Annotated in this window: 11 protein-coding genes; all 11 read left to right on the plus strand. The window is 69.8% G+C overall.

All coding sequences use genetic code 11. The annotated features are described in order from the left end of the window. The first annotated feature begins 198 nt into the window (after positions 1-198). The 11 genes from hpnC to AQJ46_RS35150 all read left to right on the plus strand — a co-directional run bounded on the left by hpnC (position 199) and on the right by AQJ46_RS35150 (position 12,966). The gene (gene hpnC / locus AQJ46_RS35105; protein ID WP_059209391.1) at positions 199-1,101 is read left to right on the plus strand and encodes a squalene synthase HpnC; all 903 of its coding nucleotides are present in this window, start codon (positions 199-201) and stop codon (positions 1,099-1,101) included. Continuing rightward, complete coding sequence (hpnD, locus tag AQJ46_RS35110; RefSeq protein WP_059209392.1) at positions 1,098-2,048, plus strand: presqualene diphosphate synthase HpnD; 951 nt, start codon at positions 1,098-1,100, stop codon at positions 2,046-2,048. The genes hpnC and hpnD overlap by 4 nt, the downstream gene beginning before the upstream one ends. Further along, on the plus strand, positions 2,048-2,188 hold the full coding sequence (locus tag AQJ46_RS57565) for a DUF6380 family protein (RefSeq protein WP_225887471.1): 141 nt from the start codon (positions 2,048-2,050) through the stop codon (positions 2,186-2,188). The genes hpnD and AQJ46_RS57565 overlap by 1 nt, the downstream gene beginning before the upstream one ends. Continuing rightward, positions 2,185-3,579 carry a hydroxysqualene dehydroxylase HpnE gene (hpnE, locus tag AQJ46_RS35115; RefSeq protein WP_059209393.1) on the plus strand — a complete coding sequence of 465 codons (1,395 nt, stop codon included), beginning with the start codon at positions 2,185-2,187 and terminating at the stop codon, positions 3,577-3,579. The genes AQJ46_RS57565 and hpnE overlap by 4 nt, the downstream gene beginning before the upstream one ends. Before the next feature lie 71 nt (positions 3,580-3,650). Then, positions 3,651-4,715 (plus strand): polyprenyl synthetase family protein, encoded by a 1,065-nt coding sequence (locus AQJ46_RS35120; RefSeq protein ID WP_079072542.1) that lies wholly within the window; start codon positions 3,651-3,653, stop codon positions 4,713-4,715. A 120-nt stretch (positions 4,716-4,835) separates the two neighbouring features. Further along, the gene (gene shc / locus AQJ46_RS35125; protein ID WP_059209395.1) at positions 4,836-6,827 is read left to right on the plus strand and encodes a squalene--hopene cyclase; all 1,992 of its coding nucleotides are present in this window, start codon (positions 4,836-4,838) and stop codon (positions 6,825-6,827) included. After that, complete coding sequence (locus AQJ46_RS35130) at positions 6,827-7,468, plus strand: phosphorylase family protein (RefSeq protein ID WP_059209396.1); 642 nt, start codon at positions 6,827-6,829, stop codon at positions 7,466-7,468. Before shc ends, AQJ46_RS35130 begins: the two co-directional genes overlap by 1 nt. Positions 7,469-7,473: 5 nt before the next feature. After that, the gene (hpnH, locus tag AQJ46_RS35135; RefSeq protein ID WP_037716058.1) at positions 7,474-8,496 is read left to right on the plus strand and encodes an adenosyl-hopene transferase HpnH; all 1,023 of its coding nucleotides are present in this window, start codon (positions 7,474-7,476) and stop codon (positions 8,494-8,496) included. A 4-nt stretch (positions 8,497-8,500) separates the two neighbouring features. After that, positions 8,501-9,658, plus strand: coding sequence for a flavodoxin-dependent (E)-4-hydroxy-3-methylbut-2-enyl-diphosphate synthase (gene ispG / locus AQJ46_RS35140; protein ID WP_059209397.1), 1,158 nt, complete (start codon positions 8,501-8,503; stop codon positions 9,656-9,658). 27 nt (positions 9,659-9,685) lie between these two features. Next, positions 9,686-11,584: a 1-deoxy-D-xylulose-5-phosphate synthase gene (gene dxs, locus AQJ46_RS35145; RefSeq protein ID WP_059209398.1), complete on the plus strand. Its 1,899-nt coding sequence runs from the start codon at positions 9,686-9,688 to the stop codon at positions 11,582-11,584. After that, positions 11,581-12,966: an aspartate aminotransferase family protein gene (locus AQJ46_RS35150; protein ID WP_059209399.1), complete on the plus strand. Its 1,386-nt coding sequence runs from the start codon at positions 11,581-11,583 to the stop codon at positions 12,964-12,966. Before dxs ends, AQJ46_RS35150 begins: the two co-directional genes overlap by 4 nt. The last annotated feature ends 39 nt before the right edge of the window (positions 12,967-13,005 follow it).

Raw genomic sequence — 13,005 nt, forward strand, 5'->3', positions numbered from 1 at the left:
GTACGGGTGCCTAATCGCGGCAAGTGGGGCGATAATGCGCGACACCCGATCACTGGGGCGCTGCGCCGACGGCCGGGCGGCGTGTCCGAAATAGTCTGTATTGGGTCTGCGGTGTAGAACGGGAGTTGTGACGGCAATGGCGACCGAAGATCCCCAGCTCCGCCCAGCCCGTGCCGTCCCTGCCCCGGGCAGTGAGCGGTGACGGCAACCGGTACGGCGCGCGCCGGCGATCCGGAGCGCGGCACGCTCGACAAGGCCGCGGGGGAGAACTTCCCCGTGGCTCCGTTCTTCCTGCCCAAGGACTGGCGCACCGATCTCATCGCGGTCTACGGTTTCGCCCGGCTCGTCGACGACATCGGCGACGGTGACCTGGCCCCCGGCGGAACCGACGCCGGGCTGCTCGGCGTGTCGCCCGAGGAGGCCGAGGACCGGTCGCTCCTCCTGGACGCCTTCGAGGCCGACCTGGACCGGGTCTTCGACGGAACCCCGGGCCATCCCCTGCTGCGCCGCCTCCAGGCCACGGTCCGCCGCCGCTCGCTCACCCCCGAGCCCTTCCTCGGCCTGATCGCCGCCAACCGCCAGGACCAGCTCGTCACCCGCTACGAGACCTACGACGACCTGCTCGCCTACTGCGAGCTGTCCGCCAACCCCGTCGGCCGTCTCGTGCTCGCCGTCACCGGCACCTCGACCCCCGAGCGGATCCGTCTCTCGGACGCGATCTGCACGGCCCTCCAGATCGTCGAACACCTCCAGGACGTCGCCGAGGACCTCGGCCGCGACCGGATCTATCTGCCCGCCGAGGACATGAAGCGCTTTCACGTCCAGGAAGCGGATCTCGCCGCGAAAACCGCGGGCGCATCGGTGCGCGCTCTGGTTGCATACGAAGCACAACGCGCCCGCGAACTCCTGAATGAAGGCGCCCCCCTGGTGGGTAGCGTCCACGGCAGACTGAAGCTGCTGCTCGCAGGGTTCGTGGCGGGGGGAAGGGCGGCGCTCCACGCGATCGCCGCCGCAGAACACGACGTACTTCCCGGCCCGCCCAAGCCCGGCAAGCTCCAGCTGTTGCGCGAGGTGGGCGTCACTCTGCGAGGAGAGGGGTGATCCGGACCGTGGAGTCACCACCGCATGTGTCCGCACCGGTACTCGCCGCCTACAGCTACTGCGAGACCGTGACCGGACAGCAGGCGCGCAACTTCGCGTACGGCATCAGGCTGCTGCCCACGTCCAAGCGGCGTGCGATGTCGGCGCTCTACGCGTTCTCACGGCGCGTCGACGACATCGGCGACGGCGCACTGGCGGCCGACGTGAAGACCGCGAGGCTCGAGGACACCCGGGCGATGCTGACCCGGGTGCGGGAGGGCTCGATCGACGAGGACGACACCGATCCGGTGGCCGTCGCCCTCGCCCACGCCGCGGAGGTCTTCCCGATCCCGCTGGGCGGCCTGGACGAGCTGATCGACGGCGTCCTGATGGACGTACACGGCGAGACCTACGAGACCTGGGACGACCTGAAGGTGTACTGCCGCTGCGTGGCGGGCGCCATCGGACGGCTCTCGCTCGGTGTGTTCGGCACCGAACCGGGGGCGCGCGCCGCCGAGCGCGCGCCAGAGTATGCCGACACGCTCGGTCTTGCGCTCCAGCTCACCAACATCCTCAGAGACGTCCGCGAGGACGCTGAGGGCGGACGCATCTATCTGCCCGCCGACGACCTCGCGAAGTTCGGCTGCTCGGCCGGCTTCAAGGGGCCGAAACCACCGGAGGGCGCCGACTTCGCGGGCCTCGTGCACTTCGAAGTGCGACGGGCCCGCGCCCTTTTCGCCGAGGGCTACCGGCTGCTCCCCATGCTCGACCGGCGCAGCGGCGCCTGTGTCGCCGCCATGGCCGGCATCTACCGCCGTCTGCTCGACCGCATCGAGCGCGACCCCGAGGCGGTGCTGCGCGGCCGGGTCTCGCTGCCCGGACGTGAGAAGGCGTACGTCGCCGTCCGTGGCCTGTCCGGCCTGGACGCACGGCATGTGACGCGGCAGACCGTCAGGAGGCGCGCCTGATGGACAATTCGGCCCAAGGTGATGCCATCGGAGAAAAGTGGCACGCAACCCTCCGCTCGAGGACGGCGTCCCTGACTGCAACGGCCCGCCGTGCATCGTTCAAGCACCACGGCGTCCGCGCAGGGGAGGGTGTGCGATGACCGACGGGCAGCAGTCCGGGCGGGACGCCGTCGTGATCGGCGGTGGGCTCGCCGGTATCACGGCCGCGCTCGCGCTCGCCGACGCCGGGGTGCGTGTCACCCTGCTCGAAGGCAGACCACGCCTGGGCGGACTCGCCTTCTCCTTCCAGCGCGGCGAACTGACCGTCGACAACGGACAGCACGTCTACCTGCGCTGCTGCACCGCCTACCGCTGGTTCCTCGACCGCATCGAGGGAACGGCGCTGGCGCCGCTGCAGGATCGGCTCGACGTGCCCGTACTCGACGTGGCCCGGCCCGAAGGCAGACGGCTCGGCAGGCTGCGGCGCGACGCGCTGCCGGTGCCCCTGCATCTGGGGCGCAGCCTGGCGACCTATCCGCATCTCTCGCTCGCCGAGCGGGCCAGGGTGGGGCGTGCCGCGCTCGCGCTCAAGGGGCTCGACCTCGCCGATCCGAGCCTGGACGCACAGGACTTCGGCAGCTGGCTGACCGCGCACGGTCAGTCGGCGCGTGCCGTCGAGGCCCTGTGGGACCTGGTCGGGGTCGCCACCCTCAACGCGGTCGCGGGCGACGCCTCGCTGGGGCTCGCCGCGATGGTGTTCAAGACCGGTCTGCTGTCCGACCCGGGCGCGGCCGACATCGGCTGGGCGCACGTCCCGCTCGGTGAACTGCATGACCGGCTCGCCCGCAAGGCGCTCGACTCCGCGGGCGTGCGTATCGAGGTCCGTACACGCGTCACCTCCATCTCTACTGACGAGAACGGCACTTGGAGCGTTCAGGTTCCCGGGGAGACGCTCCGGGCCGACGCGGTGGTCCTCGCCGTCGCCCAGGACGAGGCGTGTGACCTGCTGCCGGAGGGCGCGCTGGACGCCCCGGAAAATCTTCGGGAGATCGGCACCGCCCCGATCCTCAACGTCCATGTCGTCTACGACCGCAAGGTGCTCGACAAGCCGTTCTTCGCGGCCCTCGGCACCCCGGTGCAGTGGGTCTTCGACCGCACCGACGCCTCCGGGCTGCTCGAGGGCCAGTACCTCGCCCTGTCCCAGTCGGCCGCGCACCACGAGATCGACGAGCCGGTGGCCGCGCTGCGCGAGCGCTATCTGCCCGAGCTGGAGCGGCTGCTTCCGCTCGCGCGCGGCGCCGAGGTGAAGGACTTCTTCGTGACCCGGGAGCGCACGGCGACGTTCGCTCCGGCCCCCGGCGTCGGACGGCTGCGGCCCGGTGCCCGTACGAAAGCCCCCGGCCTCTACCTGGCCGGCGCGTGGACCGCCACAGGGTGGCCCGCGACCATGGAGAGTGCGGTCCGCAGCGGTGTGAGCGCGGCGGACGCCGCTCTCGCCGCCCTGGGCCGGCCCCGCCCCGCCCGCCTCTTCGAGTTCGAGGAGGCCGCGTGATGCTCGATCAGCACGGCGCGTCAGGCCCCAGCACCTCCGGTACCGCAACAAGAGGAGAGACCGTGCCCACTGTGCCCCCGGCAGAGACAGCCGCTGCGAGGACCGCGGTGGACGTGACCGCGCTCCTCGAGCGCGGCCGGACCCTGGCCACACCGGAGCTGAAGGCGGCCGTCGACCGCCTGGCACCCCCGATGGACACCGTTTCCGCCTACCACTTCGGCTGGATCGACGCCCAGGGCAACCCCGCGGACGGGGACGGCGGCAAGGCCGTGCGCCCCGCCCTCGCGGTGCTCTCGGCCGAGGTCACCGGCGCCCCGCCCGAGACCGGCATCCCCGGCGCCGTCGCCGTCGAACTGGTCCACAACTTCTCCCTGCTGCACGACGACCTGATGGACGGCGACGAGCAGCGCCGCCACCGCGACACCGTGTGGAAGGTGCACGGCCCCGCCCAGGCCATCCTGGTCGGCGACGCCCTGTTCGCCCTGGCCAACGAGGTGTTGCTCGAGCTCGGCACGGTCGAGGCCGGCCGCGCCACCCGCCGTCTGACCACCGCCACCCGCGCCCTGATCGACGGCCAGGCCCAGGACATCTCCTACGAGCACCGCGACCGCGTAAGCGTCGAGGAGTGCCTGGAGATGGAGGGCAACAAGACCGGCGCCCTGCTCGCCTGCGCCTCCTCCATCGGCGCGGTGCTCGGCGGCGCCGACGACCGCACCGCCGACACCCTGGAGAAGTACGGCTACCACCTCGGCCTCGCCTTCCAGGCCGTCGACGACCTCCTCGGCATCTGGGGCGACCCGGTCTCCACCGGCAAGCAGACCTGGAGCGATCTGCGCCAGCGCAAGAAGTCGCTGCCGGTCGTGGCCGCGCTCGCGGCGGGCGGTGCCGCCTCCGAGCGGCTCGGCGAGATCCTCGCCGCCGACGCCAAGAGCAGCGACTTCGAGAACTTCTCCGAGGAGGAGTTCGCGGCCCGCGCCGCCCTCATCGAGGAGGCCGGAGGCCGCGAGTGGACGGCGGCGGAGGCCCGCCGTCAGCACACCGTCGCCATCGAGGCCCTGAACGCCATCGACATGCCCGACTCGGTGCGGGACCGGTTCACGGCGCTCGCCGACTTCGTCGTCGTACGAAAGAGATGATCACTATCGGTCGAATAGCCCTCGCGTAGTCGCCGGCCGGTGCTGCGAGGAAAGGAAAGGCACCGGCCGACGGCGGACCCACAGCAGAGCACCACATGCACACTGCACGAAGGGGAAGCCATGACAGCGACGACCGACGGAAGCACCGGGGCCCTGCCGCCCCGCGCTGCCGCGGCCAGCGAAACCCACCTCGACACTCCCGTGGCGGCCGGGATACAAGAAGCCGCCGTACGTGCCGTACAGCGCGCCACCGAGCACCTGCTCGCCCAGCAGGACGCCGAGGGTTGGTGGAAGGGCGACCTCGAGACCAACGTCACGATGGACGCCGAGGACCTGCTGCTCCGACAGTTCCTGGGCATCCGCGACGAGTCGACCACCCGGGCCGCCGCCAAGTTCATCCGCGGCGAGCAGCGCGAGGACGGCGCCTGGGCCAGTTTCTACGGCGGGCCCGGCGAACTCTCCACCACCATCGAGGCGTACGTCGCCCTCCGCCTGGACGGCGACGCTCCCGACGCCCCGCACATGGCGAAGGCCTCCGCCTGGATCCGCGCTCAGGGCGGTATCGCCGCCGCCCGGGTGTTCACCCGGATCTGGCTCGCCCTGTTCGGCTGGTGGAAGTGGGAGGACCTGCCCGAACTCCCGCCGGAGCTCATCTACTTCCCCCGGTGGATGCCGCTCAACATCTACGACTTCGGCTGCTGGGCCCGCCAGACCATCGTCCCGCTGACGATCGTCTCCGCGAAGCGCCCGGTCCGGCCCGCGCCCTTCCCGCTCGACGAACTGCACCTCGACCCGGCCGATCCGAACCCGGCCAAGCCCCTTGCCCCGGTGGCGAGTTGGGACGGTGCCTTCCAGCGTCTCGACAAGGCGCTGCACCAGCTGCGCAAGGTCGCCCCGCGCAGACTGCGCAGAGCCGCGATGAACAGCGCGGCCCGCTGGATCATCGAGCGGCAGGAGAACGACGGCTGCTGGGGCGGCATCCAGCCCCCGGCCGTCTATTCGGTGATCGCGCTGCACTTGCTCGGCTACGACCTCGAACACCCGGTCATGCGGGCCGGGTTGGAGTCCCTGGACCGCTTCGCCATCTGGCGCGAGGACGGGTCCCGGATGATCGAGGCCTGCCAGTCGCCGGTGTGGGACACCTGCCTCGCGACCATCGCGCTCGCCGACGCCGGCGTGCCCGCCGATCACCCGCAGCTCGTCAAGGCCGCGGACTGGATGCTCGGCGAGGAGATCGTCCGGCCCGGCGACTGGGCCGTCAAACGACCCCAACTCCCGCCGGGAGGCTGGGCGTTCGAGTTCCACAACGACAACTACCCCGACATCGACGACACCGCCGAGGTCGTCCTCGCGCTGCGACGGGTCAGACACCACGACCCCGAGCGGGTGGAGAAGGCCATCGGGCGCGGGGTGCGCTGGAACCTCGGGATGCAGTCGAAGAACGGGGCCTGGGGCGCCTTCGACGTCGACAACACCAGCCCGTTCCCCAACCGGCTGCCGTTCTGCGACTTCGGCGAGGTCATCGACCCGCCGTCCGCCGACGTCACCGCGCACGTGGTGGAGATGCTCGCGATCGAGGGGCTCTCCCACGACCCGCGCACCCGGCGCGGCATCGAGTGGTTGCTCGCCGAACAGGAGCCGGACGGCTCGTGGTTCGGGCGCTGGGGCGTCAACTACGTCTACGGCACCGGGTCGGTGGTGCCCGCGCTGACCGCCGCCGGTCTGCCCGCCTCGCACCCGGCGATCCGGCGGGCGGTGGCCTGGCTGGAGAAGGTGCAGAACGACGACGGCGGCTGGGGAGAGGACCTGCGCTCCTACAGGTACGTCAAGGAGTGGAGCGGCCGCGGCGCCTCCACGGCCTCGCAGACGGCCTGGGCGCTGATGGCGCTGCTGGCCGCGGGGGAGAAGGACTCCAAGGCCGTCGAGCGCGGCATCGAGTGGCTCGCGAGCACCCAGCGCGAGGACGGCTCCTGGGACGAGCCCTACTTCACCGGTACCGGTTTCCCCTGGGACTTCTCCATCAACTACCACCTCTACCGGCAGGTCTTCCCACTCACCGCCCTGGGCCGTTACGTCCACGGAGAACCGTTCTCCCGGACCGAGGCCCTCTGATGAGCACCCAGCCCGCCACCGCCCCGCTGCTGATCGCCTGCGCTCTCGGCATCGAGCACCTCGCCCTGCGCACCGGCGACCGCGGCGGGGTCGGCGGGCCGGTCACCCTGCTCCGGACGGGCATGGGCCCCAAGGCGGCGGAACGGTCCGTCACCCGGCGCCTGGCCGATCCCGCGCTCGCCGGGGCCGCCGTCCTGGCCACCGGCTTCTGCGCGGGGCTCGCCCCCGGGATGCACCCCGGCGATCTGGTGGTCGCCGAGGAGACCCGGGATCCGGACGGAACCGTTCCCTGTGTGGAGACCGACCTACTCGTCAAGGAGCTTGTACGGGCCGTACCGGGACGTACCGTGCACACCGGACCGCTCACCGGCTCCGATCACGTGGTCCGCGGTCACGAGCGGTCGGATCTGCTCGCGACCGGCGCGATCGCGGTCGACATGGAGTCCGCGGCCACGCTCCTGAGCGCCGTGCGCGTGGGCGAGCGTCCTGTTGCGGCCGTCCGGGTGGTCGTGGATGCTCCACAACATGAACTCGTCCGGATCGGCACGGTACGCGGTGGAATATCAGCCTTCCGCGTCCTTCGTTCCGTTCTTCCAGCTTTCCATGAATGGCACCGTTCCTTGCTGCTCCCCAGGAGGTGAGCCAGATGGCCATGCCGCTGCGCCAGTCCATCAAGGTCGCTACATACTTGGCCGAACAAAAGCTCCGCAAGCGGGACAAGTTCCCGCTGATCGTGGAGCTGGAGCCTCTCTTCGCGTGCAATCTCAAATGCGAGGGCTGCGGCAAGATCCAGCATCCTGCGGGTGTCCTCAAGCAGCGCATGCCGGTGGCGCAGGCCGTCGGGGCGGTGTTGGAGTCCGGTGCGCCGATGGTGTCCATCGCCGGCGGTGAGCCGCTGATGCACCCTCAGATCGACGAGATCGTGCGGCAGTTGGTGGCGAAGAAGAAGTACGTCTTCCTCTGCACCAACGCCATGCTGCTGCGCAAGAAGATGGACAAGTTCAAGCCCTCCCCCTACTTCGCCTTCGCGGTGCACATCGACGGGCTGCGTGAACGGCACGACGAGTCCGTGGCGAAGGAGGGTGTGTTCGACGAGGCCGTGGAGGCGATCAAGGAGGCCAAGAAGCGCGGCTTCCGGGTCACCACCAACTCGACCTTCTTCAACACCGACACCCCCCAGACCATCATCGAGGTGCTCAACTTCCTCAACGACGACCTCAAGGTCGACGAGATGATGATCTCGCCCGCCTACGCCTACGAGAAGGCGCCCGACCAGGAGCACTTCCTGGGCGTGGAGCAGACCCGTGAGCTGTTCAAGAAGGCCTTCGCGGGCGGCAACCGCAAGAAGTGGCGGCTCAACCACTCCCCGCTCTTCCTGGACTTCCTGGAGGGCAAGGTCGACTTCCCGTGCACGGCCTGGGCGATCCCGAACTATTCCCTGTTCGGCTGGCAGCGCCCCTGCTACCTGATGAGCGACGGATACGTGCCGACGTACCGCGAACTCATCGAGGAGACCGACTGGGACAAGTACGGCCGCGGCAAGGACCCGCGGTGCGCCAACTGCATGGCGCACTGCGGCTACGAGCCCACCGCCGTTCTCGCCACCATGGGCTCGCTCAAGGAGTCGCTGCGTGCCATGCGCGAGACGGTCTCCGGAAACCGCGAGTAGCGCCATGACCGCCATTTCCTTGGGCGTCCCCGAGGTACCGGTCCGGCCGATCGCCGAACGGCGCGTGTCGCGCCAGATCATGGTCGGGCCGGTGGCGGTCGGGGGCGGGGCCCCGGTGTCGGTGCAGTCGATGACGACGACCCGAACGTCGGACGTCGGGGCGACGCTCCAGCAGATCGCCGAGCTCACGGCGTCCGGCTGCCAGATCGTCCGCGTCGCCTGTCCCACACAGGACGACGCGGACGCGCTCGCGACCATCGCCCGCAAGTCGCAGATCCCGGTGATCGCGGACATCCACTTCCAGCCCAAGTACGTGTTTGCGGCGATCGAGGCAGGCTGTGCGGCCGTACGCGTCAATCCCGGCAACATCAAGCAGTTCGACGACAAGGTCAAGGAGATCGCGCGGGCCGCGAAGGACCACGGCACGCCGATCCGGATCGGGGTCAACGCCGGGTCGCTGGACAGGCGGCTGCTCCAGAAGTACGGGAAGGCGACACCGGAGGCGCTGGTCGAATCGGCGTTGTGGGAGGCGTCGTTGTTCGAGGAGCACGGCTTTAGGGACATCAAGATCTCCGTCAAGCACAACGACCCCGTCGTGATGGTCAGCGCCTACACGCTGCTCGCCGAGCAGTGCGACTACCCGCTGCACCTGGGGGTCACGGAGGCCGGGCCCGCCTTCCAGGGGACGATCAAGTCGGCGGTGGCCTTCGGCGCACTGCTCAGCAGGGGGATCGGCGACACCATCCGGGTGTCGCTGAGTGCCCCGCCGGTCGAGGAGGTCAAGGTCGGCATCCAGATCCTGGAGTCGCTGAACCTGCGGCAACGCCGGCTGGAGATCGTGTCGTGTCCCTCCTGCGGGCGCGCGCAGGTCGACGTCTACAAGCTGGCCGACGAGGTCACGGCGGGTCTCGAGGGCATGGAAGTGCCCCTGCGGGTCGCGGTGATGGGATGTGTGGTCAACGGTCCCGGCGAGGCACGGGAGGCGGACCTCGGGGTCGCCTCCGGCAACGGCAAGGGGCAGATCTTCGTGAAGGGCGAGGTCATCAAGACCGTCCCGGAGTCGAAGATCGTGGAGACCCTCATCGAGGAGGCGATGAAGATCGCCGAACAGATGGAGCAGGACGGCGTCGCGTCGGGGGAGCCGGCCGTCACCGTGAGTTGAACAGCACGGACCGAAGGGGGCCCGAGCGTGACCATTCTGGAGAACATCCGGGGACCACGCGACCTGAAGGCGCTGTCCGAATCGGATCTCGGTGAACTGTCCGAGGAAATCAGGGAGTTCCTGGTGCACGCGGTCGCCAGGACCGGCGGACACCTCGGGCCCAATCTGGGGGTGGTGGAACTCTCCATCGCGCTCCACCGGGTCTTCGAGTCACCGGTCGACCGCATCGTGTGGGACACCGGCCATCAGAGCTATGTGCACAAGATCCTGACGGGACGTCAGGACTTCTCGAAGCTGCGTGGCAAGGGCGGCCTGTCCGGCTACCCCTCGCGTGAGGAGTCCGAGCACGACATCGTCGAGAACAGCCACGCCTCCACCGCGCTCGGCTGGGCCGACGGGCTCGCCAAGGCCCGCCAGGTGCAGGGAGCGAAGGGGCATGTTGTCGCGGTCATCGGCGACGGCGCGCTCACCGGCGGCATGGCCTGGGAGGCGCTGAACAACATCGCGGCCGCCAAGGACCGGCCGCTGATCATCGTCGTCAACGACAACGAGCGGTCGTACTCGCCGACCATCGGCGGGCTCGCCAACCACCTGGCCACTCTGCGCACGACCGACGGCTACGAGAAGGTGCTGGCCTGGGGGAAGGACGTACTCCTCAGAACCCCCCTGGTCGGCAACACCGTCTACGAGTCCCTGCACGGCGCGAAGAAGGGCTTCAAGGACGCCTTCGCGCCGCAGGGCATGTTCGAGGACCTCGGGCTGAAGTACGTCGGCCCGATCGACGGACACGACATCGGGGCCGTGGAGTCGGCACTGAGGCGCGCCAAGCGCTTCCACGGGCCGGTGCTCGTCCACTGCCTGACGGAGAAGGGGCGCGGTTACGAGCCCGCCCTGGCCCATGAGGAGGACCACTTCCACACCGTCGGTGTGATGGACCCCCTCACCTGCGAGCCGCTCGCGCCGTCCAACGGGCCCTCCTGGACCTCGGTGTTCGGCGACGAGATAGTCGCGATCGGCGAGGAGCGGGAGGACGTCGTGGCGATCACGGCGGCCATGCTGCACCCGGTGGGCCTCGGGAAGTTCGCGGCGCGTTTCCCGGACCGGGTGTGGGACGTCGGTATCGCCGAGCAGCACGCGACGGTCTCCGCCGCAGGTCTCGCCACGGGAGGTCTGCACCCGGTCGTCGCCGTGTACGCGACCTTCCTGAACCGGGCCTTCGACCAGCTCCTGATGGACGTCGCCCTGCACCGCTGCGGGGTCACGTTCGTCCTGGACCGGGCCGGGGTCACGGGCGTCGACGGGGCCTCCCACAACGGCATGTGGGACATGTCGATCCTCCAGGTCGTCCCCGGACTGAGGATCGCCGCTCCCCGGGACGCCGACCAGCTGCGGGCGCAGCTGCGGGAGGCGGTCGCCGTGGACGACGCGCCGACCCTGGTGCGGTTCCCGAAGGAATCGGTGGGACCTTCGTTGCCGGCGATCGACCGGGTCGGTGGCCTGGACGTGCTGCATCGCGGGGAGCGGCCCGAGGTGCTGCTGGTCGCCGTCGGTGTGATGGCCCCGGTGTGCCTCCAGGCCGCCGAGCTGCTGGAGGCGCGGGGTATCAACTGCACGGTCGTTGACCCGCGTTGGGTCAAGCCCGTCGACCCCTCGCTGCCGGGCCTCGCCGCGGAACACCGGCTGGTCGCCGTCGTCGAGGACAACAGCCGGGCCGCCGGCGTGGGCGCCGCCGTCGCGTTGGCGCTCGGTGACGCCGAGGTCGACGTACCCGTACGGCGGTTCGGAATCCCCGAGCAGTTCCTCGCGCACGCCAAGCGGGGCGAGGTGCTCGCCGACATCGGTCTGACGCCGGTCGAGGTGGCGGGGCGGATCAGCGCGAGTCTGGCCGTGAAGGCACAGACCGAAGTCAGGGAGAAGGCTGAATGACCACGGAGTTCGACCTCGGCAGACTCCTGGCCGAGCGCGGAGCCGAACGCTACGAGCTGCACGGCAAGTACCTGAACCACCAGCTGCCGCGCATGCTGCACACCATCGGCTTCGACAAGGTCTACGAGCGCGGCGAGGGCGCCTACTTCTGGGACGCGGACGGCAACGACTACCTGGACATGCTCGCCGGGTTCGGAGTCATGGGCCTGGGGCGCCACCACCCCGTCGTCCGCAAGGCACTGCACGACGTCCTCGACGCCCAGCTCGCCGACCTCACCCGCTTCGACTGCCAGCCGCTGCCCGGGCTGCTGGCCGAGAAGCTCCTCGCCCACAGCCCGCACCTGGACCGGGTGTTCTTCGGCAACAGCGGCACCGAGGCGGTGGAGACCGCGCTGAAGTTCGCCCGGTACGCCACCGGGAAGCCCAGGGTCCTGTACTGCGACCATGCCTTCCACGGACTGACCACCGGGTCACTGTCGGTCAACGGCGAGTCGGGCTTCCGGGACGGATTCGCGCCTCTGCTGCCCGACACCGCCGTACCTCTCGGCGATCTCGACGCCCTGGCAAGGGAGTTGAAGAAGGGCGACGTGGCCGCCCTGGTCGTGGAGCCGATCCAGGGCAAGGGCGTCCACGAGCCCCCGCCCGGTTATCTGCGGTCCGCGCAGGAGCTGCTGCGCAAGCACAAGGCGCTGCTCATCGCCGACGAGGTGCAGACCGGGCTCGGCCGTACCGGGGACTTCTACGCCTACCAGCACGAGGACGGGGTCGAGCCCGACCTGGTGTGCGTGGCCAAGGCGCTCTCCGGCGGCTACGTGCCGGTCGGCGCCACCCTCGGCAAGGACTGGATCTTCAAGAAGGTCTACTCGTCGATGGACCGGGTGCTGGTGCACTCGGCGAGCTTCGGATCCAACGCCCAGGCGATGGCGGCCGGGCTCGCGGTCCTGTCGGTCATGGAGAACGAGCAGATCGTCGCGAACGCCCGCGGCACGGGTGACCTGCTGCGCTCCCGGCTCACCGCGCTGATCGACAAGTACGAGCTGCTCGCCGACGTCCGCGGCCGTGGCCTGATGATCGGCATCGAGTTCGGCAGGCCGAAGTCGCTGAAGCTGCGCAGCCGCTGGACCATGCTCCAGGCCGCGCGCAAGGGTCTGTTCGCGCAGATGGTGGTCGTCCCCCTCCTGCAGCGGCACCGGATCCTCACCCAGGTCTCCGGCGACCATCTGGAGGTCATCAAGCTGATCCCGCCGCTCGTCGTCGGGGAGAAGGAGATGGACCGGTTCGTCGACGCCTTCACCGACGTCATGGACGACGCGCACAGCGGCAGCGGGCTGATGTGGGACTTCAGCAAAACGCTGGTGAAGCAGGCGATGGCCAACCGGTAGCGGCACGTCCTGAGGATTTTGCCTCTGAGGCAAGAAATT

This window comes from Streptomyces canus, assembly GCF_001514145.1.
Taxonomy (GTDB): domain Bacteria; phylum Actinomycetota; class Actinomycetes; order Streptomycetales; family Streptomycetaceae; genus Streptomyces; species Streptomyces canus.

Excerpts from the sequence above, each read along its gene's own strand:
- hpnH (WP_037716058.1), top strand. The coding sequence starts at position 7,474 with ATGGCCATGCCGCTGCGCCAGTCCATCAAGGTCGCTACATACTTGGCC.
- shc (WP_059209395.1), top strand. The coding sequence starts at position 4,836 with ATGACAGCGACGACCGACGGAAGCACCGGGGCCCTGCCGCCCCGCGCT.
- hpnE (WP_059209393.1), top strand. The coding sequence starts at position 2,185 with ATGACCGACGGGCAGCAGTCCGGGCGGGACGCCGTCGTGATCGGCGGT.
- AQJ46_RS35130 (WP_059209396.1), top strand. The coding sequence starts at position 6,827 with ATGAGCACCCAGCCCGCCACCGCCCCGCTGCTGATCGCCTGCGCTCTC.
- AQJ46_RS57565 (WP_225887471.1), top strand. The coding sequence starts at position 2,048 with ATGGACAATTCGGCCCAAGGTGATGCCATCGGAGAAAAGTGGCACGCA.
- ispG (WP_059209397.1), top strand. The coding sequence starts at position 8,501 with ATGACCGCCATTTCCTTGGGCGTCCCCGAGGTACCGGTCCGGCCGATC.
- AQJ46_RS35150 (WP_059209399.1), top strand. The coding sequence starts at position 11,581 with ATGACCACGGAGTTCGACCTCGGCAGACTCCTGGCCGAGCGCGGAGCC.